This window comes from Phenylobacterium sp., assembly GCF_036501465.1.
Classification (GTDB): Bacteria; Pseudomonadota; Alphaproteobacteria; order Caulobacterales; family Caulobacteraceae; genus Phenylobacterium.
In genome coordinates, this window is the sequence record NZ_DASYAF010000016.1 from 24,393 (window position 1) to 51,030 (window position 26,638).

The 26,638-nt window shown below is 69.5% G+C and carries 29 protein-coding genes; 4 read left to right on the plus strand and 25 right to left on the minus strand.

Annotated elements, in window-relative coordinates:
• Window positions 1-37: 37 nt before the first annotated feature.
• A complete protein-coding gene (gene msrB, locus VGL85_RS01815; protein WP_331585396.1) occupies window positions 38-550 on the plus strand; it encodes a peptide-methionine (R)-S-oxide reductase MsrB in 513 nt (170 codons plus the stop codon).
• Here msrB and VGL85_RS01820 read toward each other — a convergent pair.
• The 6 genes from VGL85_RS01820 to VGL85_RS01845 form a co-directional block, all read right to left on the minus strand.
• Window positions 547-1,350 carry a PEPxxWA-CTERM sorting domain-containing protein gene (locus tag VGL85_RS01820; RefSeq protein WP_331585398.1) on the minus strand — a complete coding sequence of 268 codons (804 nt, stop codon included), beginning with the start codon at window positions 1,348-1,350 and terminating at the stop codon, window positions 547-549. The genes msrB and VGL85_RS01820 overlap by 4 nt on opposite strands.
• A gap of 109 nt (window positions 1,351-1,459) precedes the next feature.
• Window positions 1,460-1,966, minus strand: coding sequence for an ion channel (locus VGL85_RS01825; RefSeq protein WP_331585400.1), 507 nt, complete (start codon window positions 1,964-1,966; stop codon window positions 1,460-1,462).
• A 63-nt stretch (window positions 1,967-2,029) separates the two neighbouring features.
• Window positions 2,030-3,184 carry a BON domain-containing protein gene (locus VGL85_RS01830; RefSeq protein ID WP_331585402.1) on the minus strand — a complete coding sequence of 385 codons (1,155 nt, stop codon included), beginning with the start codon at window positions 3,182-3,184 and terminating at the stop codon, window positions 2,030-2,032.
• A gap of 75 nt (window positions 3,185-3,259) precedes the next feature.
• A complete protein-coding gene (locus VGL85_RS01835; protein ID WP_331585404.1) occupies window positions 3,260-4,792 on the minus strand; it encodes an acyl-CoA carboxylase subunit beta in 1,533 nt (510 codons plus the stop codon).
• 80 nt (window positions 4,793-4,872) lie between these two features.
• On the minus strand, window positions 4,873-5,271 hold the full coding sequence (locus VGL85_RS01840; protein WP_331585406.1) for a hypothetical protein: 399 nt from the start codon (window positions 5,269-5,271) through the stop codon (window positions 4,873-4,875).
• 96 nt (window positions 5,272-5,367) lie between these two features.
• On the minus strand, window positions 5,368-6,096 hold the full coding sequence (locus VGL85_RS01845) for an ATP12 family chaperone protein (protein WP_331585408.1): 729 nt from the start codon (window positions 6,094-6,096) through the stop codon (window positions 5,368-5,370).
• A gap of 93 nt (window positions 6,097-6,189) precedes the next feature.
• On the opposite strand from VGL85_RS01845, the gene VGL85_RS01850 reads away from it, so the two are divergent.
• Both VGL85_RS01850 and VGL85_RS01855 read left to right on the plus strand, forming a co-directional pair.
• Entirely contained in the window at window positions 6,190-7,701 is a 1,512-nt protein-coding gene (locus VGL85_RS01850; RefSeq protein ID WP_331585410.1) for a DUF1800 domain-containing protein, read from the plus strand.
• The gene (locus tag VGL85_RS01855) at window positions 7,698-8,936 is read left to right on the plus strand and encodes a DUF1501 domain-containing protein (RefSeq protein WP_331585412.1); all 1,239 of its coding nucleotides are present in this window, start codon (window positions 7,698-7,700) and stop codon (window positions 8,934-8,936) included. Before VGL85_RS01850 ends, VGL85_RS01855 begins: the two co-directional genes overlap by 4 nt.
• Before the next feature lie 4 nt (window positions 8,937-8,940).
• Here the strand turns inward: VGL85_RS01855 and VGL85_RS01860 are convergent, their stop codons facing one another.
• The 18 genes from VGL85_RS01860 to rpsM all read right to left on the minus strand — a co-directional run bounded on the left by VGL85_RS01860 (window position 8,941) and on the right by rpsM (window position 24,559).
• Window positions 8,941-10,440: a putative 2OG-Fe(II) oxygenase gene (locus tag VGL85_RS01860; RefSeq protein ID WP_331585414.1), complete on the minus strand. Its 1,500-nt coding sequence runs from the start codon at window positions 10,438-10,440 to the stop codon at window positions 8,941-8,943.
• Window positions 10,437-11,429: an RluA family pseudouridine synthase gene (locus VGL85_RS01865; protein WP_331585416.1), complete on the minus strand. Its 993-nt coding sequence runs from the start codon at window positions 11,427-11,429 to the stop codon at window positions 10,437-10,439. The genes VGL85_RS01860 and VGL85_RS01865 overlap by 4 nt, the downstream gene beginning before the upstream one ends.
• A complete protein-coding gene (gene crcB, locus VGL85_RS01870; RefSeq protein WP_414695151.1) occupies window positions 11,426-11,812 on the minus strand; it encodes a fluoride efflux transporter CrcB in 387 nt (128 codons plus the stop codon). Before crcB ends, VGL85_RS01865 begins: the two co-directional genes overlap by 4 nt.
• 8 nt (window positions 11,813-11,820) lie before the next feature.
• The gene (locus VGL85_RS01875) at window positions 11,821-12,597 is read right to left on the minus strand and encodes an RluA family pseudouridine synthase (protein ID WP_331585418.1); all 777 of its coding nucleotides are present in this window, start codon (window positions 12,595-12,597) and stop codon (window positions 11,821-11,823) included.
• Window positions 12,594-13,895 (minus strand): replication-associated recombination protein A, encoded by a 1,302-nt coding sequence (locus VGL85_RS01880; protein WP_331585420.1) that lies wholly within the window; start codon window positions 13,893-13,895, stop codon window positions 12,594-12,596. The genes VGL85_RS01875 and VGL85_RS01880 overlap by 4 nt, the downstream gene beginning before the upstream one ends.
• Before the next feature lie 33 nt (window positions 13,896-13,928).
• Complete coding sequence (locus tag VGL85_RS01885; protein WP_331585422.1) at window positions 13,929-15,653, minus strand: serine hydrolase domain-containing protein; 1,725 nt, start codon at window positions 15,651-15,653, stop codon at window positions 13,929-13,931.
• 89 nt (window positions 15,654-15,742) lie between these two features.
• Window positions 15,743-17,149: a Do family serine endopeptidase gene (locus VGL85_RS01890; protein WP_331585424.1), complete on the minus strand. Its 1,407-nt coding sequence runs from the start codon at window positions 17,147-17,149 to the stop codon at window positions 15,743-15,745.
• 114 nt (window positions 17,150-17,263) lie between these two features.
• On the minus strand, window positions 17,264-18,538 hold the full coding sequence (locus VGL85_RS01895) for a TCR/Tet family MFS transporter (RefSeq protein WP_331585426.1): 1,275 nt from the start codon (window positions 18,536-18,538) through the stop codon (window positions 17,264-17,266).
• A 52-nt stretch (window positions 18,539-18,590) separates the two neighbouring features.
• Window positions 18,591-19,052 (minus strand): SRPBCC domain-containing protein, encoded by a 462-nt coding sequence (locus VGL85_RS01900; protein WP_331585428.1) that lies wholly within the window; start codon window positions 19,050-19,052, stop codon window positions 18,591-18,593.
• Window positions 19,049-19,384, minus strand: a complete 336-nt coding sequence (locus tag VGL85_RS01905; RefSeq protein ID WP_331585430.1) for a metalloregulator ArsR/SmtB family transcription factor — start codon at window positions 19,382-19,384, stop codon at window positions 19,049-19,051. The genes VGL85_RS01900 and VGL85_RS01905 overlap by 4 nt, the downstream gene beginning before the upstream one ends.
• On the minus strand, window positions 19,384-19,761 hold the full coding sequence (locus VGL85_RS01910) for a cupin domain-containing protein (protein ID WP_331585432.1): 378 nt from the start codon (window positions 19,759-19,761) through the stop codon (window positions 19,384-19,386). Before VGL85_RS01910 ends, VGL85_RS01905 begins: the two co-directional genes overlap by 1 nt.
• Window positions 19,761-20,219 carry a VOC family protein gene (locus VGL85_RS01915; protein WP_331585434.1) on the minus strand — a complete coding sequence of 153 codons (459 nt, stop codon included), beginning with the start codon at window positions 20,217-20,219 and terminating at the stop codon, window positions 19,761-19,763. The genes VGL85_RS01910 and VGL85_RS01915 overlap by 1 nt, the downstream gene beginning before the upstream one ends.
• Window positions 20,212-20,700, minus strand: coding sequence for a VOC family protein (locus VGL85_RS01920; RefSeq protein WP_331585436.1), 489 nt, complete (start codon window positions 20,698-20,700; stop codon window positions 20,212-20,214). The genes VGL85_RS01915 and VGL85_RS01920 overlap by 8 nt, the downstream gene beginning before the upstream one ends.
• Before the next feature lie 53 nt (window positions 20,701-20,753).
• On the minus strand, window positions 20,754-21,986 hold the full coding sequence (locus tag VGL85_RS01925) for an ectonucleotide pyrophosphatase/phosphodiesterase (protein WP_331585438.1): 1,233 nt from the start codon (window positions 21,984-21,986) through the stop codon (window positions 20,754-20,756).
• A 102-nt stretch (window positions 21,987-22,088) separates the two neighbouring features.
• Window positions 22,089-22,499 carry a 50S ribosomal protein L17 gene (gene rplQ, locus VGL85_RS01930; protein ID WP_331585440.1) on the minus strand — a complete coding sequence of 137 codons (411 nt, stop codon included), beginning with the start codon at window positions 22,497-22,499 and terminating at the stop codon, window positions 22,089-22,091.
• A 192-nt stretch (window positions 22,500-22,691) separates the two neighbouring features.
• On the minus strand, window positions 22,692-23,708 hold the full coding sequence (locus VGL85_RS01935; RefSeq protein ID WP_331585442.1) for a DNA-directed RNA polymerase subunit alpha: 1,017 nt from the start codon (window positions 23,706-23,708) through the stop codon (window positions 22,692-22,694).
• A gap of 77 nt (window positions 23,709-23,785) precedes the next feature.
• The gene (rpsK, locus tag VGL85_RS01940; RefSeq protein ID WP_331585444.1) at window positions 23,786-24,175 is read right to left on the minus strand and encodes a 30S ribosomal protein S11; all 390 of its coding nucleotides are present in this window, start codon (window positions 24,173-24,175) and stop codon (window positions 23,786-23,788) included.
• A gap of 15 nt (window positions 24,176-24,190) precedes the next feature.
• Entirely contained in the window at window positions 24,191-24,559 is a 369-nt protein-coding gene (gene rpsM, locus VGL85_RS01945; protein ID WP_324088860.1) for a 30S ribosomal protein S13, read from the minus strand.
• A gap of 340 nt (window positions 24,560-24,899) precedes the next feature.
• On the opposite strand from rpsM, the gene VGL85_RS01950 reads away from it, so the two are divergent.
• Window positions 24,900-26,237 carry an amidohydrolase family protein gene (locus tag VGL85_RS01950; RefSeq protein WP_331585449.1) on the plus strand — a complete coding sequence of 446 codons (1,338 nt, stop codon included), beginning with the start codon at window positions 24,900-24,902 and terminating at the stop codon, window positions 26,235-26,237.
• Between the two features lie 214 nt (window positions 26,238-26,451).
• Here VGL85_RS01950 and VGL85_RS01955 read toward each other — a convergent pair.
• Window positions 26,452-26,638: hypothetical protein (locus VGL85_RS01955; protein WP_331585451.1), on the minus strand; the 187-nt coding region annotated here is incomplete at its 5' end.

The window sequence follows — 26,638 nt, forward strand, 5'->3', positions numbered from 1 at the left end:
CTGGCGCCCCGGCGGCGCGGACCATAGATTGAGTGTCATGAGCGCGCCACACATCTCCCCGTCCCAGCTCTCTCCAAGCGGTTTCGACCTGACGCCGCCGACCCCTGAGGAACGCAAGGCGCTGGAGGCCTCGCTGACCCGCGAGGAGGCCGAGGTCCTGCTGCACCACGGCACCGAGGCGCCGTTCTGCGGCGGGCTGCTCGATCAAAAGGATGCGGGCGTCTATTGCTGCCGGCTCTGCGGCCTGCCGCTGTTCGAACACAAGACCAAGTTCGAGAGCGGCACCGGCTGGCCGTCGTTCTGGGCGCCGGTGGACGAGGCGCACGTCAAGGGCATCCGCGACGTCTCCTACGGCATGATGCGCGTGGAGACGACCTGCGCGCGCTGCGGCAGCCACCAGGGCCACGTCTTCCCCGACGGTCCGCCGCCGACCCGCCTGCGCTACTGCATCAACTCCGTGTCGCTGGAGTTCGTCCCCTACGGCGCGCCCCTGCCCGACCGCCTTGGCCGCGGCGAGGGCGTGGCGAAACCTTCGGTCCCGGCGGCCTAACCCGCCAAGGCGCGACGCCGGCGCAGACTCGCGCCAGCCATCCCGAAGCCCAAGATCATCAGCGTCCAGGCGGCCGGCTCCGGCACGCCGCCGGTGATGGGCGGCGGCAGGGCGTCGGGCTCGACCTGCAGGCTGAAGCCCTGGTCTATCAGGTCAGGCGAGAGACTCAGCATCGGGTCGATGCTGAAGCTGAAGCCGTGGCCGAGGTTCAGGTTGTCCCCGCCGACGCCGTTCACCTGAAGTTCGATTTCCTCCACCTCGTTGACCGTCACCAGGGCCTGGACCTCGAAGGGGTCGTGGCCGCACTGCCCCTTGTCGCCGCCATCGCATTCCTGGTGGAAGGCAGAGGTCAGTTCCGCGAAGTTCGGTCCCACGAAGATGTTGCCGACACCGCCTCCTGCCGCCGAGGTGACGGAGGCGTCGTAGGTTCCGGTGATCGTCAAATTGACCTGTGTTCCGACCAGGGTGTCGGCCGGCGCCAAGACCTCGAAATCCCAGTTGATCGTGGCGTTGGCCGTCAAGACCTCGGAGCCGTTCACAATGTTCGATCCCGAAACGCTGACGAATGGGCCGTCCACGCCGACGCCGGATGAGGCGGTATTGCCGAAGTGGGTCAGCGATCCCTGGCCGAGTTGGAAGCTGTTGCCGACCGTAAGGCCACCACCCAGTTGCGGGAAGGTGATGGCTTGGTCCGCCTTGGCCGAGGCCGCGCCGAACAGGACCGCCGCGGCGGCCAGTATCGCAAGCTTACCCAAAGGAACCCCCTTTAAAAACCGACACCCGCAACGCCCGGTCGCCAAGGCCTAACTTGCGGTGTTCATTCGACAATCAAGTCGAAGAACATTAGTCGCTGAGCGCGCTCACCGATATTGCCTATATAGGCGCCGCCTCAGAGGCGAGGTCGCGCCTTCAGGCCCCGAAGGACGGATCCTCCGGCAGCGGCTCCAGCGGTTCGGTGGCGATGGCGCCCTCCGGAAGCGGATGGGTCTCGTCGGTCTGCAGGATGCGCTGCAGGGTCTGGAACAGATAGGCGGTGGACCAGCCCAGCAGCAGCATGCCGTTCAGCGATTCAAAGGCCGCCACCAGTCGCCAGCCCTTGGGCACGATCACGTCCGGCCAGCCCGCGGTGGAGTAGGCCCCAGCCGAAAGATAGATCGCGTTGTCCAGGTCGTGGGTCGCCTCGGCCCGGGCGTAGACTCCGGCGTAGGCCAGCACCTCGACGAAGTGCAGCAGGAAGAGGCCGGAGGCGATCCCCAGCGGCACCACCAGCCTGTCCAGGGCCAGCCAGGGCGAACGCAGATGCTTCAGGTGCAACGCCACCAGCCGCGTAAGGCCCAGGAGCCCCACGAGGTGGATGACGATGGTCGCCGCCGCCATGGCGAAGACGACCGCGAGTTCGCGCGGGACCGGGTGCATCGGCCATCAGCGCGCTCGCGCTCAGTCGGTTCCGGCGAGCGCCCGCCGAAGCGGGCGACCCGGCTAGTTCTTCTTGCCGCCGTTGGTCGCCGACGGCGCCGCGCCCTCGGCCTCCGCGTCGCGGATCTGGGCGCCCAGGACGCTGTCGCCATAGCCGCTGCCGGGGCTGGTGAAGTAGTTCCCCTTCTCGACCCGCAGGTTGTTCTGCACGTGGGCGACGCCGGAGATGTCCTCCACGATCCGCTCGGCGCGGTGCTTGGCCTCGCGGTGCTCCACCGTGCCGCTGAGCGTCACCTCGCCGCCCGACACCGAAACGGCGACGTTGGAGGCGTCCAGCCACGAATCCTCAGTCAGCCGTTCGTGGGCGTCTTCGCTGATCCGCTCGTCGGCGCGCTTGTAGCCCTGGGGCCCGCGCCCCCGGTGGACATCGCCACGGATCGGCGGCGTGGCCGACAGGTCGTCATAGAGCGCGCCCTCACCGCCGGCGTTGAACCAGTCGGCGACGCGCCGGCCGGTGCGGCGCAGGAAGGCGCCGGCCTTGTGGCCCGCATCCTCCATGCGCTCGCCGGTGTCGCGGCCGCCGTAGGTGGCCCGGCGCGCGTCGCCGCGTCCGCCGTCGCCGTAGCCGCGCTCGTAGTCGTAGCCGCCGGTCCCGCCGCTGGCGGGTCGGTCGAAGTCGCGGCGATAGTCGGTGTAGCCGCTGGCATAGCCGTCGCCATAGCCCGGCTGGCCGTAGCCCTGGGCGTGGTAGCGGGCCCGGGTGGGGCTGTAGGCCTCGTCATAGGAGACCGCGCCGTATTCCTCGCCATAGACGCGCTCGCGCCCGTCGTCGCCGTAGTAGCGGCCGCCGTAGAAATAGGCGCCGTCGGAATCGCTCTCGCGCCCGTAGCCGCGCATCGGCTGCGACGCACGGCGGTAGTCGCCGCGCTGCATCGCCGGGCTCACGCCGCGATAGCCGGGCGACTGCCAGCCGCGGTTATAGCCGGCGCCGGTGTCGCGCTCGCCGAACACCCGGTCGCGATCGCGACCGCTGCGCCGGGCCGCGTGCATGTCCGGCCGCTCGTCCTCGACGTCCCAGGTGCGGTCCTCGTCATAAGGGGAGCGTTCGTTCCGTGACCGATAGTCCTGGGCGCGGAAGTCGGGGTAGCGGTCATCGCCGCGTCCGTCGCGTTCGCGGATCTGACGCTCGCGATCGTCCATCCAGTTGTTGCCGGCCATGGGGAAATCCTCCTCCGTTGTGGGGTCTTGCGACCCCAACCGGCGGCCGGCCGATAGGTTCCTGGGATTCCGCGCCTACAGCGGAATGTTATCGTGCTTCTTCCAGGGGTTGGTCAGGGTCTTCCCTTTGAGGTTCTTCAGCGCCCTGACGATGCGGCGGCGCGTGCCATGCGGCATGATCACGTCGTCGATGTAGCCGCGCGAGGCGGCGACGAACGGGTTGGCGAACCGGGCCTTGTACTCGGCCTCGCGCGCGGCGATGGCCTCGGGGTCGCCGATCTCGGAGCGGAAGATGATCTCCACCGCCCCTTTCGAGCCCATCACCGCGATCTCGGCGGTGGGCCAAGCGTAGTTGATGTCGCCGCGGATGTGCTTGGAGCTCATCACGTCATAGGCGCCGCCATAGGCCTTGCGGGTGATCAGCGTGATCTTCGGCACCGTGGCCTCGGCGAAGGCGAACAGCAGCTTCGCGCCATGGCGGATCAGGCCGCCCTGCTCCTGGCGTGTGCCCGGCATGAAGCCCGGCACGTCGACGAAGGTGATCAGCGGAATCTCGAAGGCGTCGCAGAAGCGCACGAAGCGCGCGCCCTTGCGGCTGGCGTCAATGTCCAGCACGCCGGCCAGGGTCTGCGGCTGGTTGGCGACCACACCCACCGGCTGGCCGTCCAGGCGCGCGAAGCCGACCACGATGTTCTTGGCGAAGTCCGGGCTGATCTCGAAGAAGTCGCCCTCGTCCACGACCTTCGAGATCAGCTCCTTCATGTCGTAGGGCTTGTTGGGATTGGCCGGCACCAGGGTGTCGAGGCTGGGCTCGTCGCGCGCCGGGTCGTCGTAGCTCTCCCGCACCGGCGGCTTTTCGCGGTTGGAGAGCGGCAGGAAGTCCACCAGCCGGCGGACCTGGGTCAGGGCCTCCAGGTCGTTCTCGAAGGCGCCGTCCGCCACGCCGGACTTCATGGCGTGGATGCGATAGCCGCCCAGCTCCTCATGGCTGACCTCTTCGTGGGTGACGGTCTTCACCACGTCCGGACCGGTCACGTACATGTAGGAGGTGTCCTTCACCATGAAGATGAAGTCGGTGATGGCCGGCGAATAGACGTCGCCGCCGGCGCAGGGGCCCATGATCACGCTGATCTGCGGAATGACGCCTGAGGCGAGCGTGTTTTCGAGGAAGATGTCGGCATAGCCGGCCAGGCTCTCGACGCCCTCCTGGATACGCGCGCCGCCGGCGTCGAACAGGCCAATGATCGGGGCGCCGACCTTCAGCGCCTGGCGCTGCACCTTGAGGATCTTCTGGGCGTGGGCGCCGCTGAGCGAGCCGCCGAACACCGTGAAGTCCTTGGAGAAGACGAACACCACGCGGCCGTTGATCCGGCCCCAACCCGTAATGACGCCGTCGCCGGGGATCTTCTGCTCGGCCATGCCGAAGTCGGTGGCCCGGTGCTCGACGAACATGTCGAACTCCTCGAAGGAGCCCTCGTCGAGCAGCAGGTCGACGCGCTCGCGCGCGGTGAGCTTGCCCTTGGCGTGCTGGCTGGCGATCCGCCGCTCGCCGCCGCCCAGGCGGGCGTTCTGGCGACGGGTCTCAAGCTCCTCGAGGATGTGCTTCACGCGCCTTCGACCCCTTTCCCTGAACGGAAGAAGGGGTAGAGCGCGCCCGGCGCCGAAGCAAGCGCGGGCGGCGGCGGGGATCAGACCGTCAGGTCGACCAGGCTGTTGGACAGGGCCGCCTGGGCCGCCTGCAGCCGGCGCACCGCCAGCGGCGCGGGGCTGAGCGGCGGCGCCTGGTCCAGGCTCCAGATCATCCGGCCGAGGGTCTCGGCGGTGTGGCGGCGGATGATCGCCGGCGCGTTCTGGGTCAGGTTGGCCTGGGCCGCGATCAGGGCGGACATGGAAGCCGGGCTGAGGCTGACGTTCGAGGCCACGAGCTGGGCGGCCTTGTCCTCGGCCCCGCTGTCGCCGCCGGTCTGCGCCTGATCTTCGGCGGATGGCGCATCGGCGCTCGGCGAGACCGCATAGGTCATCGCCGCCCCGATCTGGGTCGCCTGTGTCAAGCTGACACCGCCATAGGTTGTGACCGGCGCGATCACGGCAAAATCTGCTCCGTTCCGGGACAAAAGCCCCGCACTGCGACCGAACGCCGCAAGAAGGGCGCCAAACGGCGTTCTGTCAGAAATCCAGGGATTTCAAAGGGGCAGCGCGGCGAACCATCGCCCCAGCAGGATCGCTTCGCCGCGCAGGCGCTGGGTGCGCTCGGCCGCCTCCTCGTCGATCCCCCACTTTTCCTCCTGCCAGGCCTCGTCGAGGCGCGAGAGATCGAAGGCCTCCTGCGGCGTGAACCAGCCGCGCATCAGGCCCAACGCCAGCACCGCCGAGCCGAACAGCGGAACGCCGAACGCCAGGCCGGTGAGCGCGAAATCGCCCAGGCCAAGCGCCAGCGCCTCCACCGCCATCAGCGTTTCAGGCGGCTGCGGCTGGTGGACGATGCCGACCGCGGGGATGAACGCCAGGCCCAGTTCGGCCCGCGCCCGGGCGAGGATCGGATCCCACCGCTCCGCCTGGCGCGCCGCTAGGCCGACAGGCCCCTCGGCGCGATAGCAGAGCAGGTCGGCGCCGGCGTAGTCGGCCACCTGCCGCGCGGTGGCTTCGCGGGCCTGCGGCACCGATTCCAGGGCGGTGTTGGCCAGCCGCGTGGCGGCCATGGCGGCCAGCTCCAGCGTCTCGCCCTGCCCGGCCCATTCCTCGGCCACAAGTTCCGCCAGGGCCTGTGTCGGCAGGACGGTGGGCGCGCCCTTGGGCCCGCGCAGGCCCCGGCCGTCGAGCATCACGGTAAAACCACCGTTCATCGGAGCGACAGAAACGGCGCCGTAGAACCGCCTAGGCTTGTCGCCGGGTTCGTGAAATCCTCGCGCCAAGTCTTGAGTAGCTCCCGTAACGTCCCGGCCCGCATTGCGCCGCTTTTGGGTGACATGACGGCGTAAAGGGACAAGCGCAAGGAGGGCCACCCGGTGGCGCTTGGCAACCAGGACATGATGGCCGCCGTGGCGGTCACCCGTTTCGGGCTCGGGGCCAAGCCCGGCGAGCTCGCCGCGGCGAAGGCCGATCCGCAGGGCTTCCTCAAGAGCCAGATTCGTAAAAGCGGCGCGGACATGCCGGCCGGGCCCGCGGTCAGCACCGCCCAGCGGATGGCCGAGTTCCGCGACTTCCGCAAGGAACGGCGCGAAGTCCGGCTGGAAAAGGCCAACGACGCGCGGCCGGCCCCGGCCGGCGCGGCGCAGGATCCGAACATGGCCCAGGCCGCTCAGGCCGGCGAGGCCCACAAGGCGGCGTTCGATCCGGTCAAGCAGGTCGGCAATGTCTTGCGCAAGGACATCTCCAGCGACTTCGAGGCCCGCGCGGCGCTGGGCGCCGCCACCGACGCGGCGTTCCGCGAGCGCTGGGCGCTGTTCTGGGCCAACCACTTCACCGTCTCGGCCACCAAGGCCATCACCGGCACGGTGATCGGGCCCTTCGAGGACGAGGCGGTCCGGCCGCACGTCTTCGGCCGCTTCGGCGACCTCCTGGACGCCGTCGAGACCCATCCGGCCATGCTGACCTACCTGGACCAGATCCAATCGATCGGTCCGGACAGCCCGGCGGCGGAATTCGCCAGGAACCGCGGCGCGCGCGGCGCGGGCCTGTTCGGCGGCCAGGTCCAGCCGGTCGCCCAGCGCACGCTGGGCCTCAACGAGAACCTCGCCCGCGAGATCATGGAGCTGCACACCGTGGGCGTGAACGGCGGATACACCCAGGCCGACGTCACCGAATTCGCCCGCGCCATGACCGGCCTTTCCATCGGCAACGAGCGCGACGGCGCCTACGGCGTGGCGACGTTCCGCGAACAGGCCCACGAGCCCGGCGTCCGCACGGTGATGAACGTGCGATACGATGGCGGCGGCCGGCGCCAGACGGCGCAGATCCTGGCCGACCTCGCGGCCAAGCCGCAGACCGCCCGGTTCGTCTGCGGCAAGATCGCCCGCCATTTCGTGGCCGACGACCCGCCGCCGGCCTTGACCGCGCGCCTCACCGACGCCTGGATGCGCAGCGGCGGCGACCTGGCGGTGGTGGCCGAGACCCTGGTCTCCGCGCCGGAAGCCTGGGACCCGACGCCGCGCAAGTTCAAGACGCCCTACGAGTTCCTGGTCTCCAGCTTCCGGGCCGCCGACGCCCAGCCGGTGGGCTTCCAGCAGCTTGGGGGGGTGCTGACCTCGCTCGGCCAGAAGCCGTTCTCGGCGCCCTCGCCGAAAGGATGGCCGGAGGACGCCCAGTCGTGGGCGGCGCCCGACGCCATCGTCAAGCGGATGCAGTTCGCGCAGAACTTCTCCCAGAACGCGGCGCGCGACCGCGATCCGAACCAACTGGCCGCCGACGCCCTGGGCGCGCGGCTCACGCCCGACACCGCCAAGGCCATTTCCCGCGCCGAGTCGCGGCCCGAGGGTTTCGCCCTCCTCCTGATGTCGCCGGAGTTCCAACGCCGATGAACGCTCTCCAACCCTCCAGACGAGGCCTGCTCGCGACCGCGGCCGGTTTCGGGCTCTCGCTGCAGCTGCTGGCCGTGCCGGCCATGGCGGCCGACGGCGCGGCCAACAAGAAGAAGGTCATCGTGGTCATCTGCCGCGGCGGCATGGACGGCCTGTCGGTCGCCCCGCCGGTGGGCGATCCTGACTATCACGCCCTGCGCGGCGGCCTGGCGCTGACCAGCGAGGCCTTGCCGGTGGACGCGACTTTCGCGCTGCACCCGCAGCTCACCGCCGTCCACGCGCTCGCCAAGGCCGGCGAGGCGCGGATCGCGCCGGCCATCGCCACGCCCGATCGGGCGCGCTCGCACTTCGAGGCGCAGGACGTGCTGGAGACCGGCGCGGCCGGGGTCTATTCGACCACCTCGGGCTGGCTGAACCGGGCGGTGGAGACGCTGTCGGCGCACCGCAAGGTAGACGCCATGTCCGTGGGCGCGACCGCGCCGCTGATCCTGCGCGGCAAGGTGCAGACCGCCTCCTGGTCGCCGGGCCGCGCGGTGGACGCCGAGGCGCGCCTGCCCACCCTGCTGCAGGACCTCTACCGCAACGACCCGCTGCTGGGGCCGGCGCTGGCTCGCGGCCTGGAGACCGAGACCATGGCCAAGGCCGCGACCGCCGGCCTGGATGGCGGCGCGACCATGGGCGGCAAGGGCGGCGGCAAGGCCGGGGCCGGCGCGCCCGGCGTGCAGCAGGGCCGCGAGGCGGCGAAGACGCTGGGCGAATCCCTCGCCGGCTTCATGCGCGAGCCGGGCGGGCCGACCGTGGCGGCGATCTCGCTGGACGGCTTCGACAGCCACGCGGGCCAGGCCAATCTGCTGAACGGCCGCCTGGCCTACCTCGACGCGGTGCTGGACGGGGTCCACCAGGGCCTGGGGCCGGAGTGGAAGAACACCGTGGTGCTGGTCGCCACCGAGTTCGGCCGCACCGCACGCACGAACGGCACCGCCGGCACCGACCACGGCACGGGCTCCACGGCGCTGATTCTGGGCGGGGCGTTGAAGCCCGGCGGCATCGTCGGGGACTGGCCGAGCCTGAAGCAGGGCGCCCTGTTCGAGAACCGCGACGTGGCGCCGAGCCTGGACATGCGCGGCCTGTTCAAGGGGGTGCTGGCCGACCACATGGGCGTCGACAAGGCGGCGCTCGACTCCACCATCTTCCCGAACAGCGTTGCGGCGCGGCCGGTGGCGAACCTGGTCTAGCCGCCTATTTCGGCACGACGTCGAAGGCGATCGTCATCCGGACCTCGTCCGTCGTGAAGGGCACCGTGCCGTGCCAGAAGTAGGACGGGAACAGCACCAGCCGGCCGGGCTTCGGCCGCACATAGTGCTCGGCCGGCATCGGCGGGTCGGTCATGAACGGCGGCTGGCCGAAGCGGATCCAGCCCTGGCGCTCCTCGGTGTCGAGCGCCGTGTCGGGGGTTTCCACATAGAAAGCCGATGACAGCCAGCCGTCCGGGTGGAAGTGATCGCGGTGGAAGCCGTTGGGCTTCAGCCGCACCGACCAGGCGCCGACCATCCGGTAGTCGAAGGTGTTGCGGCGGCGCAGGGGGTCGTCGCCCTGCCCCAGCCAGGCCATGTGCTCGCGGATCGGCTTTTCGAGCGCCTCGAAGAAGGCCTTGATCGGCGGGGCGTTGGAGCCGCTGAGCATGTGCATCGACTGGCTGCCATGGCGCATCGACTGATTGGTCGGGTGCTGCCGGTAGACGTGGACCGCCTTCAGCTCATTGGCCAAGTCGGCCAGGAACGCCTCCAGGTTCGGCCAGCCGGCCGGCGTCTCGAGGTCGTAGACGCCGACCATCTTCTCGTAGTCGCAGAGCCACTGGTACATCGGGTCGCCGACGGCGCGGGCGGCGACCGCCATCCAGCCCCAGAGGGACTGGTCGTTGGGGTGATCCTTGAGGGCGCCCTGCAGCTTGCGGAAGGCCTCCGCCGGCTGGCCCGCCGCCAGGTCGACGATCGCCGAATACTGGATGACGCTGCGCGAGCGCGGCTCGACCCCCTCGGCGCGGCGCGAGAAGGCCTCGGCCGCCGTCACCCGGTTCAGTCGCAGCGCGTATTCGACCGCGGCCATGTGCACGAACGCGTCGCCCGGCATCCGTTCGCTGGACCGCTCCATCAGGGAAAAGGCGCGCTCCAGATCACCCGAGGCTTCGTAGAGGGCGGACTTGGCGATCAGCAGCGGCCCCGGCGGCGCGCCGGCATGAAAGGCGGAGTCGAGCGCACTGTCGGCCACCTTCAGGTCGCCGGTTATCATCCACAGGTGGTTGGCGAACTCCGAGGCCACCCCGACCTCGGCCGGCGCCCGCATCAGGCTCTGGCGATAGGCGTAGTCGGCGCGCTGGTGATTGCCGACCGCGCGCAAGGCCCGGGCATAGACGGCGAAGGTCTGCGGCGCGTCCATGCCGCGCCGGAAGGCGTTCTCGCAGGCCTCCACCGCCTCCTCCGCGCGGCCCAGGTCGTCGAGGGTGGCGGCGATGTTGTGCCAGGCGACCGGGTTCTCCCCAAAGCGGGCGACGGCCTGGCGGTCGAATTCCAGCGCCTCCAGGCTGCGCCCGTCGCGCTTCAGCGCGCCTGAATGCATCGCCAGCGCCAGGTGGGACGGCGCGGGACCGGTGACCAGGGCCTCGGTGATCGCCACCGCCTCGGCGGTCTTGCCCTCGGCGCTGAGCGCTTCGGCGCGTTCGATGGCGGCGGCTTCACTCATCGGCGGGACGTCCTGGACCGAGATTGGAAAGGTTGGGGATCGGCTTCGTGCTGGTCGAAGCCGAAGCGTTCGAAGCCGGCCTTGAGCTCGGGGCTGATCGGAGCCTCGAGGATGAGCTGGCCGCGCGAGGGATGCGCCAGGACAAGACGCCGCGCGTGCAGCTGCAGCTTCAACCCGCCGGACAGTTCGCGCGAGGCCTCGGTGGCGTACTTGGGATCGCCCAGGATCGGATGGCCCAGGGCCAGCATGTGGGCGCGCAGCTGATGGGTGCGGCCGGTATGCGGCCAGAGCGCCATCCAGGCGACCTTGTCGGCGGCGCGGCTGAGGGTGACGAACTCGGTCTCGGCGGGCTCGGCCTGCGGATCCTTGGGATCGGCGGGAACCACCATCTCGCGGTCGCCGACGCCCTTCTTGGCCAGCGGCAGCTCGAGTACGCCCTCGCCCGGCTTCGGCAGGCCGGCCACCAGCGCCCAATAGGTCTTCTGTGCGCGGCGCTTGGCGAAGGATCCGGCGAGCCTGGCCGCCGCGCCGGGCGTCTTGCCCAGCACCAGCACGCCGGAGGTGTCGCGGTCCAGGCGGTGGACCAGCCGCGGCCGCTCCAGCCCTTCGCCCCAGGCGCTCAGCAGCCGGTCGATGTGTTTGACGGTCTTGGTGCCGCCCTGGACGGCGAGGCCCGCGGGCTTGTTCAGCGCCAGCACCTCCTCGTCCTCATAGAGCACCAGGGACTTGGCGTAGACGATCTCGCGGGCGTCCAGCTTGCCCTTCTCGCGCGGCGGCGGCGCGTCCGGCAGCGGCGGCACGCGCACCTGGGCGCCGGTGGAAAGCCGGGTGTCCGGCTTGGCCCGGCCGCCGTCGACGCGGATCTGGCCGGAGCGGGCCAGCTTCTGGATCTGGATGTGGTTCAGGTGCGGCCAGCGGCGCTTGAACCAGCGGTCCAGGCGCACCCCGTCCTCGCCGGCGTCCACGAACAGGGTGCGGACCTCCTTCATGCGAGCAGCTTGCGCATCAGGAACATGCCGAGGAAGACGGCGCAGACCCCGGCGACCACCGAGCCCAGGCTATAGCCCAAGGCCTGGCTCCAGGCCTTGGTCTCGACCATGCGCGCCACTTCCAGGGAATAGGAGGAGAAGGTCGTGTAGCCGCCGAGGAAGCCGACCGCGAGCAGCAGGCGCCATCGGTCCTGGTGCTCCCCGCCGCGCAAGGCCAGGACGCCCACCAATAGACCCATGAGCAGGCCACCCAGGATGTTGGCGGTGAGCGTCCCATAGGGGAACTTCAGGCCAAACAGGCGTCCGGCGAGAACACCGGTCAGGTAGCGGGCGACCGAGCCGATCGCGCCCCCCAGAGCCACAAGCAGGATGTTCAACGGCATGGGCCCCCTTATGCGACGGCCAAGCCCAGGGCCGCAATCAGCTCGGCCATGTCCGCCGGCGTCGGCGCGGTCAGGCGCTTCTCACCGCCGGAGGGGTGCGGGAACTTCAAGGCGGCGGCATGCAGCATCAGGCGCGGCACAGGCCGGCCCGCGACCACCAGCGCGCCGCCATACCGCGCGTCCCCGGCGATCGGGCGGCCCAGGTGGGCCAGGTGGACGCGAAGCTGGTGCATGCGCCCGGTCTCGGGGTCGAGTTCCAGAAGCGCCGCGCCGGGCGCCTCGGCAAGCGTGCGATAGCGGCTGCGGGCGGCCTCGGCGTCCGGATGGTCGGCCGCACAGACCCGCATGAAGGCTTCCCGGCCCTGCTCGTCGCGGCGCAGGGGCGCATCGACCACCCCGCCCTTCGGCTGCGGCGCGCCAGGCGTGACGATCGCCTGGTAGGTTTTGGAAAAGCGTCGCGACATCATGGCCTTGCCGAGAAAACCTGCGGCCGGCTTGGTCTTGGCGGTGAGGATAACCCCGGAGGTGTCGCGGTCCAGCCGGTGGATCAGCCGCGGTCGCGCCTTGCCTGGCTTGGCGAAGGCCCAGAGCAGTTCGTCGAGCGTATGGACCTGGCCGCGCCCGCCCTGGCTGGAAAGGCCGGCCGGCTTGTTCAGCGCCAGGATGTCGGGGTCCTCATAGATCACCAGCGAGCGGACGAAGGTGACTTCCTCGGCGGAGAGCTTGATGGCTAGCTTCTCCTTCGGCGGACCGAACACCGGCGCCTTGCCGGGCGCAAACTTCACGAGCGCTCCTTCCGCAGCGCCGCCCAGCGCTCCAGCCGCTCCTTGATCCTGGCCTCGGCGCCCTCGCCCTTCGGGCGATAGAAAATCTGCCGCTCCATCTCGTCGGGGAAATAGTCCTGGCCCGAGAAGCCCTCGGCCTGGTCGTGGTCGTAGGCGTAGCCCTTGCCGTAGCCCAGGTCCTTCATCAGCCGGGTTGGCGCGTTCCGGATGTGCATCGGCGGACCCAGCGAGCCGGTCTCCTTGGCCGCTTTCATCGCCGCGCCGAACGCCTGGTAGACGGCGTTGGACTTGGGCGCCGCGGCCAGATGGACGGTGAGCTGGGCCAGCGCGATCTCGCCCTCGGGAGAGCCAAGGAAGTCGTAGGTGTCCTTGGCGGCGTTGGCGAGCACCAGGGCCAGGGGATCGGCCTCGCCGATGTCCTCGGCCGCCGCGCGGATCAGCCGCCTGGCGATGAACAGCGGGTCCTCGCCGCCCGCCAGCATGCGCGCCAGCCAGTAGAGCGCCGCGTCCGGGTCGGAGCCGCGGATCGACTTATGCAGGGCGGAGATGAGGTTGTAGTGCTCCTCGCGGTCCTTGTCGTAGGCCGGGCTGCGCTTCTGCAGCACCTGGCCCAGCTCCTTGACCGACAAGGGCTTGGCCGAGCCGATGTTGAACAGGGTCTCGGCCAGGGTGAGCAGGTAACGGCCGTCGCCGTCGGCCAGCGCGGTGAGCGCGGTCCGCGCGTCCGGCTCCAATGGGAGCGCGCGGCCCTCGAACGCCTCGGCCTTGTCGATCAGGCCCTCCAGGGCGGCGTCATCCAGCCGCTTCAGCACGAAGACCTGGCAGCGGGAGAGCAGCGCGCCGTTCAGCTCGAAGGACGGGTTCTCGGTGGTGGCGCCCACCAGGGTGACGATCCCCTCCTCCACGAAGGGCAGGAAGCCGTCCTGCTGGGCGCGGTTGAAGCGGTGGATCTCGTCGACGAACAGCAGGGTCGACTGGCCGGCCAGGCGCCGCACCCGGGCCTGCTCGAAGGCCTTCTTCAGGTCGGCGACGCCCGAGAACACCGCCGAAAGCTGCTGAAACTCGTAGCCCGCCGCCTTGGCCAGCAGCCGCGCGATGGTGGTCTTGCCGGTGCCGGGCGGGCCCCAGAGAATCATCGAGGCCAGCCGGTGCGCCTCGGCCATGCGCCGGATCGGGCCGTCGGGACCCAGCAGGTGATCCTGGCCCACCACCTCGTCCAGCGTCTGCGGGCGCAGCCGGTCGGCCAGCGGCGACGGCGCCTGGGGCGAAAGCCCAGCGGCTTCAAAGAGATCGGCCATGGGCGACCCTCTAGCAGATCGCGCGCCTGGGCGTCAGGCCCAGCGCCGCACGTGGTCGACGCCGGAGACGACGGCCCGGGTCGGTCTGCCGTCGACCAGGCCGTCGAAGCGGATGCGCTCGGGCGACCAGTCCTTCTCGCCCAGCCGCCAGCTTCCGTCGCCCAGGCGCACCAGCGGATCGGTTCCGTCCACAACCAGCCGCTCGCCCTGGGCGTAGACGCGGATCGTCCCGTGCCAAGGGTCGTCGGATGTGTAGGTCGCGGCCAGGGCGGCCAGCTCCGGCGGGGTCTTGGGGCTGAACGGCGCGACCGGGCCGCCGGCGCCCAGACGGACGAACTCGTCGCCGCCGAACCAGGCGCGCACCACGGCCGCGCCCTCGCGGTGGAAGACCAGCGGGCGGATCTGCACGGCCGGCCCGCCGGAGATGAAAACGTCATCGCCCTCCGGCTCGAGCGCCCAGAACGTCTCGCCCATGCGCAGGACGATCCCCCGTTCGTTCTCGGTGACCGACACCGGCGCGCCGTTCGCGCCCATGTAGTGGCCGAGATAGGCGGAGACGTCCGGCCTTGGCGGCGGCATGGGCGCGGCCTCGGCCTTGGGGCCGCCCTCGACGACCTCGCGCAGCCTGGCGCAGGCGTAGGCGGTCAGGTCGCGCGGCCGATAGGGCGCAAGGCCGATATTGGTGCTGGCGAAGGCGCCGACGCCGGCCTGGGGATCGACGTGCAGGGCCGAGTTGAAGGCCAGCATGCCGCCGGTGTGGTGCAGGACCATCCGCCCGCCCAGCGGCACGACCGCCAGGCCGTTGGCGTACTTCGCCCCCTTCACGGCCCAGCCTGGCGCGTCGATGGTGGCGCGGGTGAAGCGCGCCGCTGCGGCGTCCGACAGGACGGGACCGCCCTTGCCCTGCCCCGCCTCAGCCAGCCAGCGGGCGTAGAGCGCCATGTCGGCGGCGGTGGACGCCACGCAGCCGGACCCGTCGACCATGTCGGTCCAGGGGCCCGGGCCGAGCGGGCCGCCGCGCGGATAGGGCCGATCGCCGTAGAGCGGGGAATAGCCGTGGGCGTAGAGGCTGCGGTCCCCGGTCAGGATCGCCCCGTGGGTCGTCGTCATGCCCAGGGGCTGCAGGACCCGCAGCCGGATCACCTCGGCGAGCGGCTTCTGCTCGAGGCGTTCGACCATCATCCCCAGCATCCGGAAGCCGAGGTTGGAATAGGACCACTGGGCGCCCGGCTCGAAGCCGCGCCAAAGCCGTCCGTCGCCGCCGCGCGGGAACAGCGGCGCGTCGTCCGGCAGGCCGCTGGAGTGGTTCAAGAGGTTCTGGACGGTGATCCGCGCGCCCGACGGCCAGGGGACGCTCGGCAGCAGGGACGCGGCGTCCTCGTCCAGGCTGAGCTTGCCCTGCTCCATCAGGTGGAAGACGCAGAGCGCGGTGAACGACTTGGAGATCGATCCGATCTGGAAGAGCTGTCGCGGCCCCAGGGGCTCGCGGGCGTCGAGGTTGGCGTAGCCGAAACGCATCTGGGCGGTCATGCCGCCCGGCGCGATCACGCTGAGCGTCAGGCCCGGCAGGGTGTTGGCCGCCACGTGCCGGGCGGCGTAGGCGCGGATGTCGGCCAGGGCGGCGCCATAGCGGCCGGCCTCGTCATGCTCGACACTGAAGACGCCGGTGGCCGCCCCCTGCGCCGCCGCGGAGCTCGCCGCCGCCAGGCCCGCGCCGGCCAGGCCCAGGCCCACCACGGCGCGCCGATCGATCTTCATGCTGGCGAACTCCCCCGACCGGCCGGTTCGGCCGCGGGGCGAGGATGGGCCGGCCCGGGGCCGCCGCGCAAGCGGCGCCGAGCCAGTGGTTAGGTGCGCAGCGTAGTGGTGAGCTGGCGGCCGTTGCGTTCGATCGTCACCTGCCAGACCGGTGACGGCGCGACGACCGCGCTGGAGAGGTCGGCGACGGTCTTGATGCTGCGGCCATTGATGGCGCGGATGATGTCGCCGGGCTGGACGCCCAGCTGATGGGCCAGGCCCTGGTCGGTCTTGGTCACCAGCACGCCTTCGCGGCCGAAGGGATCCAGGCCGACCTCCTCGGCGACGGCCGGCGACAGGTTGACCACCGTAGCGCCCTGGAAGGGGTTGCGGCCGGCGATCAGCTTCTCGTCGCGCGGCGGCGTGGCGGGCGCGGCCTCGGCGCGCAGCGTCATGTTCTGCTCGGCCTTGTCGCGGCGAACGCCGAGGCGGACGGTGTCGCCCGGCCGGTGCGCGGCGATGGCGAAGTTGACGCCCGCGGCGTCGACCACCGGCTGGCTGTCGACGGCGGTGATGATGTCGCCCTGCTTCAGGCCCGCGCGCTGGGCCACGCCGCCCGGCCAGACATCGGACACCAGGGCTCCGGACGGTGTCGCCAGGCCCGTGCTCTTGGCGATCTCCGGCGTCACGCTCTGCAGGCGCGCCGCGATCCAGGGCCGCACGACCGTCGTGCCGCCGCCCATGGCCGTCTCCACCACCCGGCGCACCACCACCGCCGGAATGGCGAAGCCGATGCCGGAGGACTGGCCGGATTGGGAATAGATGAAGCTGTTCAGGCCGATCAGCTCGCCGTCCATGCTGACCAGCGCCCCGCCGGAGTTGCCCGGATTGATCGCCGCGTCGGTCTGGATGTAGGCGCCCTGGTCGCTGTTGGGATCGGCGGTGCGGTTCAGCGCCGAAATGATGCCGTTGGTCACGGTCTGGCCGACGCCGAAGGGATCGCCGATGGCCAGCACCAGATCGCCGACCTGGGTCTCGCCGGCCCGATCGGAGATCGGCATCACCGGCAGCTTCTCGCCAGCCGGCAGGTCGATCTTCAGCACCGCCAGGTCGGTGCGCGCGTCGGCCAGCATGACCTTGGCGGGGAACTCGCGGCGGTCGTAGAGCGAGACGGTGATGTCGTCGGCGTGCTCGATGACGTGGTTGTTGGTGACGATAACCCCGTCGGCGCGGACGATGACGCCGGAGCCCAGCGAGCCTTCCACGCGGTTGCGCGGCGCGCCCATGCCCAGCGCCTGCCAGAACGGGTCGACATACTGGCGCACGACCCGCTTGGCCGAGATGTTCACCACCGCCGGCGCGGCGCGCTTCACCACGGGCGCGAAGGACTGCTTCATCCCCATGGCGCTGGAGGGCACGACCCGCTGGTTCTCCTGGGCCTGGGCGGCGCCGGCGTCGAGGGCGGCGCAGGCCGCCAGGACGGCGAGGCTGGGGATCAGGCAACGATGGGCGCGCATGGCGGCTTCCGCGGTCGGGACTGAGGCTCGAGCACCGAAGCATCGAGCACAGGGGCATAACGATAGCAGAGCCTGTGAGTTTCAGCCCAGTTTAGGCGCTTTGATGGCGGCGCTTCAGCCGGCCGGCGCGGGCTCGGCGACGGCTTCCGGCCGCTGGGGATGGGCGAACCCCCAGGCCAGCAGGAAGGCCAGGCCCAGGAAGCCGCCGGCCAGGTAGATCGCCAGGCCCGGTACGCCGATCGTCTGGGCGTGCCGCACCGAAAAGGCGAAGGTGAGCCCGAAGACCGAGGGTCCGATGATGCTCGCCACCCCCTGCAGGCTCTGGTTCACCCCTTGCAGCTGCCCCTGGTGGGTCGGCGGGACGCGCTGGGACATCAACCCCTGGACGCCCGGCATCAGGAAGCCGGAGAAGGCGAAGATCGGCGCGCCCAGCAGGTACATCCAGCCGGTGGAGGCCGAGCCGTACCAGGCGAAGCCCAGCGCCCCGGCCGCCGCGCCGATCAGGACCAGCCGCCGCTCGCCGAACCGCTTCACCGCCGGGCCGACGAGGAACATCTGCACGATGACGCCCAGGATCCCGGTGAGCAGCAGGGTCGAGCCCATGACCTTCATGGACCAGCCGTAGCGGTAGGAGGCGTAGAGCACGAAGATCTGCGGCAGAACGATCTGGGCGAGCTGGAAGAGGAAGGCCACGCCGGCCAGGCTGAACAGGCCCCGATGGGACGCGAGCAGCCGGAAGGCGCCCAGCAGCGGAATGACCCGGACCCACTCGTAGCGCGGCAGGCGGCGTTCCTTCGGCAGGGATTCCGGCAGGATCAAAAGGCCGTAGAACCAGTTGAGGATCGTCACCCCCGCCGCCACCAGGAACGGCAGCCGGATGTTGATGTCGCCCAGGAAGCCGCCGACGACCGGCCCGAAGATGAAGCCGAAGGAGAAGGCCGAGGTCAGCAGGCCGAAGTTCTTGGCGCGGTCCTGCGGCGGCGTGATGTCGGCCACATAGGCCCCGCCGGTGGCGAAGCTGGCCGCCGTCATGCCGTTCAGGATGCGCCCGACATAGAGCCACCACAGGGTCGGCGCGAAGGCCATGAACAGGAAGTCCACCGCCAGGCCGAAGTTGGAGATCAAGAGGATCGGGCGGCGGCCCACGCGATCGGACAGCACCCCCAGCACCGGGCCCACCAGGAACTGCATCGCGCCCCAGGTGGTGGCGAAGACCACATTCCACTCGCTGGCCGCCGCCGTGTCGCCGCCGGTGAACTGCTTGATCAGGTTCGGCAGGATCGGGATCATCAGCCCGAACGACGTCGAGTTCATCAGCGCGCTGGCGAAGATGAAGCCGAAGGCCGCCTGACGGCCCGCCTTGCCGGTGGCTTGGACTGGTTCGCTCATGCGCATTCCCCTGCGGTTCTTCTCGTACGGCGTACGGGTTCAAGCAACCCGGTTATCCCAGCCGCTCGGCGACGGCGGCGATCTGCGCGCGCCAGAAGTCGGCCAGGCGCAGCAGGAGGATCTGGTCGGGCCAGCCGTGGCGCGCGGCCCCGACCGGCACATTGTGGAAGCCGCGGTGTTCGACGCCCACGCGCGTCTCCTCGCCCACCGCCTCGAAGGTCACCTCGACCTCGGTGTGCAGGTCCGGCGGGAAGTTGGCCTGCCGCCAGGCGAACACCAGCCGCCGCGGCGGGTCCCAGACATCGATGCGGCCGATCTCGAAAACCTTGCCGCCGGCTCGGGTCTCGATCAGCCGGCCGCCCTGGCCGCCCTCGAACGACAGCACGCCGGGCCGTGGCGTGGTCTGGAACATGGCGCTCGGCCGCCACCAGGCGCCGATCTCGGCGGTGAAGGCCTGAAAGGCGCGCTCGGGCGAGGCCTTCACGCGCAGGGCGACATAGACCTTGGAGGTCATTCGCCCTTCTCGAGATGGGCCTTGAAGGCGGCGAGCTGCTCGCTCCACAGCCGTTCGGCGTCCTCCAGCCAGCGCAGCAGATGCACCATGGGTTCGGGCCTCAGGGCATAGATGCGCACGCGCGCATCGAAGGTGGGATGGGATTCCTCCACCAGGCCGCTCTGGCGGAGCGTCCGCAGGTGGCGGCTCATCGCCGGCGGCGACAGCGCCAGCTCGCGCGCCAGATCGCCGGCCGCTCGCGGGCCATGAGCCAGCAGGTCCACCACCCGGCGACGGTTGGGATCGGCGAGCGCCGACAGGGTTACGTCGATCTGGGCGTTCGCAAAGGCCATCAGAGCGGGCGATGCGTCGTGCCGGCGCCATAGGTGACGAACAGCATGCGCATCGGCTCGACGATCAACGCTCGATGCCAGGTCCCCTTGGGAATAACCAGGGTGGTCCCAGGCCGCATAGGGTGGCGGGTTTCCTCGCCGCCGCCGTCCAGCACCATGGTCGCCCGCCCCTCCAGCAGCACAAGGACCTCGTCGCCCTCGGGATGCATCTCCCAGCTCGTCCAATCGCGGTCCCCGCCCGAAACCGTCACCAGGGTGGCCAGGATGTCCAGGTTCCGGCCGATGGTCGCCCAGAAGTCCGGCCCGACCGGATGCACGGCCACGGCGCCCTTGCCGTCCAGGCTGAGATAGGTGGATTCCAGATCGAAGGCGGCCATCACGCGATACCCGTTATCTTCAGCCCGGTGGCCGCTTCCATCTGCGCCGCGCTGACCGTCTCCACGGTCTGGGCGACCGTCCAGATGTGGCCCTCCGGGTCGCGGCAGCGATAGGTGCGGTCGCCGTAGAACTGGGTCGCCGGCTCCACCAGGATCTCGAAGCCCGCGGCGCGGGCCCGCTCGCAGTGCGCGTCAACGTCGGTGTCGACCTGGATGTGCACCGTCTGGGTGTTCTTGCCGCCGATCGAGCGTGGGCTCTTGTGGTCGTCGGTCCATTCGTTGCCGACCATCACGATCGAATCTCCGAAGCGCATCTCGGAGTGGGCGATGTTCCCCTCGCCGTCCTCGATCAGCATGGAAATCTCGAAACCGAAGGCCTTCTCCAGGAAGGCCAGGGCCGCGCGCGGATCGACGTAGCAGACCGCCGACGACAGGCTTGGGAAGGTGGAATCAACCATCGGTCTTCTCCGGCAGCGAGGATGTCAGCTTCAGGCCCGTGGCGGCCTCCATCTCGATGATGGTCGGCTGGGCGATCGGCTGGGCGAAGTTCCAGACGTGGCCCTCCAGGTCGAGCGCGCGGTAGGTGCGCTCGCCATAGAATTGGTCCTGCGGTTCCTGGGTGATGCGGGCGCCGGCGGCGCGGGCGCGCTTGTAGTGCTCGTCGATCCCCTCGGGGATGTGGACGCGGATGAACTGGGTGCAGCGGCCGTCGAGCTCCAGCGGGCTCACCATGCGCACGCCGCCGATGATGTCGCCGGTGAACTCCGAATTGATGCTCACCTGCCCGCCATGGAAGCTCATCTCCGAATAGCCGACGCGGCCATTGGGTTCCGTCACCAGGGTGGTGGTCTCGAAACCGAAGGCCGCCTCCAGCCAGCGCAGGGCCGCCATTGGGTCGCGGTAGAAGGCGGAGGACTTGAAAGTCGGCTGGTCAGCCACGACGATCTCCTTACGAAGTGCAGGAATATTTAACGCACATCGCAATTATCTCGTCAATCGGAGCGCCCTCCGTGGGTGAGCGCCGGACGGGTGTCGGCGAGATTGCCGTCGTTGGGCTTCGGCATGACGCCCAGCAGCTTGGCCACCAGAGGATAGACGTCGACGTTGTCGAAGGTCGGCAGGCGCACGCCCTTCCTGAAGGCCGGCCCGTTGGCCACGAAGATGGCGCGCATCTCGGGCGCGAAGTTGTCGAAGCCGTGGTCGCCGACGTCGACCGTCCTGGGGTGATAGTCGTGGCTGGTGATCTCCCATCCGGTTTGCGGCAGGCAGAAGATCGCCGGAACCCGCGGGTTCTTGCCGTAGTGGTAGCGCGCCGGGATGTCGGCCTTCTTCCAGCACTGCATGTGCTCGTGCGGCTTCAGCAGGGCCTTGTCGACTTCCGCCTCGTGGCCGGGCGCGGGATTGAGCGCCAGGAAAGCCCCGGCGGTCGTGTAGCGGAAGGCCTTCATGTCCAGCAGGTCGTCCACGAAGATACGGCGATCCTGCGAGACCGGAGCCATGCCGTGGTCGGCGACGACGATGATGTTGGCGGTGATCCCGCGCGCCTTCAGCCCGTCCAGAAAGCGGCCGATGGCGGCGTCGACCTTGGCGGCGGCGGCGTTCAGTTCCGGCGAATCCGGGCCTTCGTGGTGGCCGGCGGTATCCACGTCGTCGAAGTAGAGGGTGAGGAACCGCGGGCGCTCGGCGACCGGGCCATCGAGCCAGGAAAGTGCTGTGTCCACGCGGGTTTGCGCCGATACCTTCTGATCGAAGAGCTGCCAATGACTGGGCAGGACACCGTGGATCGGGATGTCCGAACCGGGCCAGAACATGGTCGCGGTGCGGACGCCCGCCTCCTCGGCGGTCACCCAGATCGGCTCAGCCTCCTCCCACCAGCGCGGGTCCTGGTTCACCTCGCGCCGGCTCATGGTGAACTCTTTGTCGGTGATCGCCGGGTCATACATGTTGTTGTCGACGATGCCGTTCTTGTCGGGACGCAGGCCGGTCACCAGGGTGTAGTGATTGGGGAAGGTCTTGGACGGGAAGGACGGGCGCATGTCGCCGCGCACCCCACCGGCGGCCAGGGCCGACAGCGTCGGCGTCACGCCGCGGTCCAGGTAGTCGGCCCGGAACCCGTCGATGGAGATCAGCACGGTGAGCGGCGCGTCGGCGGCCAGGGCGGGCGCGGCGACGAGGGCGAGCCAGAGGGCCAGGAGGGCGGCGAAGGCGCGAAGCGGCGAAGTCATGGTCCGAGCCTAGCCGCGCGATGCGGCAAGTCCATTTCAGCGCGCATGAAAAAGCCCCGGAGGATCGCTCCGGAGCTTTTCGGATCGGATTTTCGCCGAGCCCTATTCGAAGGCCGAGCTCTGGACCGGGCCGCTGTCCTTGCCCTTTTCGGCCGGGTCGCGGTCGACGAATTCGATGACCGCCATGGCCGCGTTGTCGCCGTGGCGGAAGCCCGCCTTCAGCACGCGGATATAGCCGCCGTTGCGCTTGGCGTAGCGCGGGCCGAGCACGGCGAACAGCTTGCCGACCTGCTCGACGTCGCGGACCTGGCTGATCGCCTGGCGGCGCGCATGCAGGTCGCCGCGCTTGCCGAGGGTCACCAGCTTTTCGACGATCGGGCGCAGTTCCTTGGCCTTGGGCAGGGTCGTGACGATCTGCTCGTGCTTGATCAGGCTGGCGGCCATGTTGGCGAACATGGCCGTGCGGTGGGCGGTCGTACGACCCAGTTTGCGGTGCGCGGAACCGTGGCGCATTTCGATCTCTCCCGGGCTCTCAGGCCCACCTGGAACGCTCCCGATCCACCGGGTCGGCGTCCCGCCTAACCAAATCCCGGCCTGCTCCCGCCCGGGTCAATGCGAAGCGCCGGAGCCCTCCGCCGCTGTTGCGGCTTCATCGGGCCCGGGCCGCCAAAACTTAAGCGGCCCCGGAGTCGGCGCGAAGTCTGGCTACATCTGGTCTTCGAACTTCTTGGCCAGTTCTTCGATGTTCTCCGGCGGCCAGTTGGGCACGTCCATGCCCAGGTGCAGGCCCATGCCGGCCAGCACTTCCTTGATCTCGTTCAAGGACTTGCGGCCGAAATTCGGGGTCCGGAGCATCTCGGCTTCGGTCTTCTGGATCAGGTCGCCGATGTAGACGATGTTGTCGTTCTTCAGGCAGTTGGCCGAGCGGACCGACAGCTCCAGCTCGTCGACCTTCTTGAGCAGCGCCGGGTTGAACGGCAGCTCCGGCTTGGCCTCGCCCTCGACCTTCTTCTTCGGCTCTTCGAAGGTGATGAAGATCTGCAGCTGGTCCTGCAGGATGCGCGCGGCGTAGGCCACGGCGTCCACCGGCGTCACCGCGCCGTTGGTCTCCACTTCCATCACCAGCTTGTCGTAGTCGAGGCTCTGGCCCTGGCGGGTGGGCTCGACGCGGTAGGCGACGCGCTTGACCGGGGAATAGAGGGCGTCGACGGCGATCAGGCCGATCGGGGCGTCCTCCGGGCGGTTCATCTCGGCCGGGACGTAGCCCTTGCCGGTCTGCACCGTGAACTCCATGCGCACCTGGGCGCCCTCGTCCAGCGTGCAGAGCACGTGGTCAGGGTTCAGGATCTCGATGTCCGAAGGCACCTCGATCTGGCTGGCGGTCACCGCGCCGGGGCCGGTGGCGCGCAGCGTCATGCGCTTGGGGCCCTCGGCGTGCATGCGCACGGCCAGTTGCTTGATATTCAGCACGATGTCGACGACGTCCTCGCGCACGCCTTCCAGCGAGGAGAACTCGTGGACCACGCCGTCGATCTGCACCGCGGTCACCGCCGCGCCCTGCAGGGAGGAGAGAAGCACGCGACGCAGGCTGTTGCCCAGCGTCACGCCGAACCCGCGCTCGAGCGGCTCGGCCACCAGACGCGCCTTGCGGCTGGCGTCAGCGCCGGTCTCGATTTGCGGCTTCTCGGGACGGATAAGCTCGTTCCAATTTCTTTCGATCACGGATGGGTGTCCCTCGAAAACGCAGGATCGCCAGCCGCAGAAACGCAGGCCGGCGCAGGGATGGGGTACTGAGTACTCTAGACGCGCCGGCGCTTGGGCGGCCGGCAGCCGTTGTGCGGGATGGGGGTCACGTCGCGGATGGTGGTGATCGTCATACCGACCGACTGCAGAGCGCGCAGAGCCGATTCACGACCCGAGCCGGGACCCGAGACATTGACTTCCAGCGTGCGCACGCCGTGTTCGGCGGCCTTACGGCCGGCGTCCTCGGCCGCCATCTGGGCGGCGTAGGGCGTCGACTTACGCGAGCCCTTGAACCCCATCATGCCGGCGCTGGACCAGGAGATGGTGTTCCCCTGAGCGTCGGTGATGGTGATCATGGTGTTGTTGAACGAGGCGTTCACGTGCGCCACGCCCGAAGTGATGTTCTTACGTTCGCGACGTTTGACGCGACCCGGTTCCTTGGCCATCGGCGATAAGCTCTCTTACTTCTTCTTGCCGGCGATCGGCTTGGCGGGACCCTTGCGGGTGCGGGCGTTGGTGTGGGTGCGCTGACCGCGGACCGGCAGGCCCTTGCGGTGACGCAGGCCGCGGTAGCAGGCCAGGTCCATCAGGCGCTTGATGTTGACGGCGGTTTCGCGACGCAGGTCGCCTTCGACGGTGTAGTCGCGGTCGATGGCTTCGCGGATCTGCAGGACTTCCTGGTCGGTCAACTGATTGACGCGACGGGCGTCCTCGATGCCGACCTTGGAGACGATCTCCCGGGCCTTCGCCGGGCCGATCCCATGGATGTACTGCAGCGCGATCACCACGCGCTTGTTCGTCGGAATATTTACGCCAGCGATACGGGCCACGTGCAGAGTTCTCCTGGTCACGCAAGAGAAGCGCGAACGGCGCCCCGGCCTCTCGCCCCTAAGGTCAAGCCGGTTCGTCCTTCGCGCTCTTTCGCGGAAGCGCTCCGTTATAGGGATCGGGACGGCTCCGTCAACAACGGAAACGCCTATGTGTGCACGGAAAAGTGCGGGCGCAAGGCCCTCGCCTCGCCCGCGCCGTACGCCTGTGACCCCAAGACTCTGCCCTAGGGGAAGTTAAGGAAAGCATGAGAAGCGCGGCGCTGGCAATCGCGCGGGGCGTGTGACGCTTGCGCCCAGCTACCGGGAGGTCTCACCTAGCCGCACGATTCGGGAGGGTGAGATGAGCTTGCGTAAGGCGATGATGGCGGCCGCCGGCGTGGCGGCGATGGCGGCGGGAATTTTGGCGTTGAGCCCCGGCCAGGCGGCGGCCAGGGACCAGGCGATCCACGCCGGGCGGCTGATCGACGGCACCGGCAAGGCGCCCACGGGCCAGGTGACCATCCTGGTGCATGACGACCGGATCGTCAGCGTCACCCCCGGCTTCACCGCGCCCAAGGGCGCCGAGGTGATCGACCTGTCGGGCTCGACGGTGCTGCCGGGCCTGATCGACGACCACGTCCACATCACCCAGGGCTTCCACAAGGGCGACCCGATCCACCACAACGTGACCGCCACGGCCTATGACGCGGCCATCGAGTCCACCAACTACGCCCGCGACACCCTGATGGCGGGGTTCACCTCGGCGCGGGACTGCGGCGGCGAGACCGAGGTGGTGGTGGCCCTGAAGCGCGCCATCAACAACGGCGTCATCCCGGGCCCGCGCCTGTGGGTGGCCGGCAAGCCGCTCAGCCCGACCGGCGGCCACGGCGACGATTCCAACGGCCTCGACCCGGAGTTGGAGCACCCGCACTGGACCGAAAACCTGATCGACAGCCCCGAGGCGGCCCGCAAGGCGGTGCGCAAGCTGCGCGCCGAGGGCGCCGACCTGATCAAGATCATGCCGTCCGGCGGCGTGGCCTCGATCGGCGACAATCCCTCCCTGCAGCTGATGGCCGACGACGAGATCAAGGCGGTGATCGACACCGCCCATTCGCTCGGCATGAAGGTCGCCGCCCACGCCCACGGCAAGCAGGCCATCGACCACACCATCGCGCTGGGCGTCGATTCCATCGAGCACGGCACCTATGCCGACGCCGAAAGCTACAAGCTGTTCAAGGAGCACGGGGCCTATCTGGTGCCGACCCAGCTGGTCGGCGCGAAGATCTACCAGCACGCCAAGGAGCATCCCGAGGACCTGAACCCGGACACGGTGCGCAAGACCTTCGAGGTGATCCCCACCATGATCAAGAACCTGCACGACGCCCATGCGGCCGGCGTGAAGATCGCCTTCGGCACCGACACCTTCGGCATGAGCAACCACGGCGAGAACGCCCAGGAGTTCAAGCTGCTGGTGAACGGCGGCATGACGCCCATGGAGGCCATCAAGGCCGCCACCTGGAACGCCGCCGACCTGATCGGCGATACGAAGGACATCGGCACGGTGCAGCCCGGCCGCTATGCCGACATCATCGCCGTCGACGCCGACCCGCTGAAGGACGTGACGGTGCTGGAGCACGTGGCCTTCGTGATGAAGGGCGGGGTCGTCTACAAGGCCAAGGGGATGGCGGTGGCGCGGTGAGGCCCTGAGGGAACCACGGACCACACGGACCACACGGACGGATTCCTCCGGCCGCCTTCCGCGTGGGTTCGTGGCTTTGACTCCCGCTCATCCCGGCGAAAGCCGGGACCCATAGGGCGCACGGGGTCCTGGGTGTGGCTCGCCCCCTCCACCATCCGCTCTTCGGCGGATGGTCCCCCTCCCGCCGCTTCGCGGGGGAGGTAACGCGGCGGCGTCAGCCGGTGTCGGCGAGTGGGGGCTGGGCGCTGGTGTTGGCCGGGACGAGGGTCTCTGCGGTGGTGATGACCAGCTCACCAGAGAGCCGCATGTCGCGGGCGAGCGTCTCGGCCAGGACCGCGATGGGCATCTCGGCGAAGCCTGGGGCGTCGCAGGCTTCGTAGAGGCGCGCGTCCAGGTCTTCG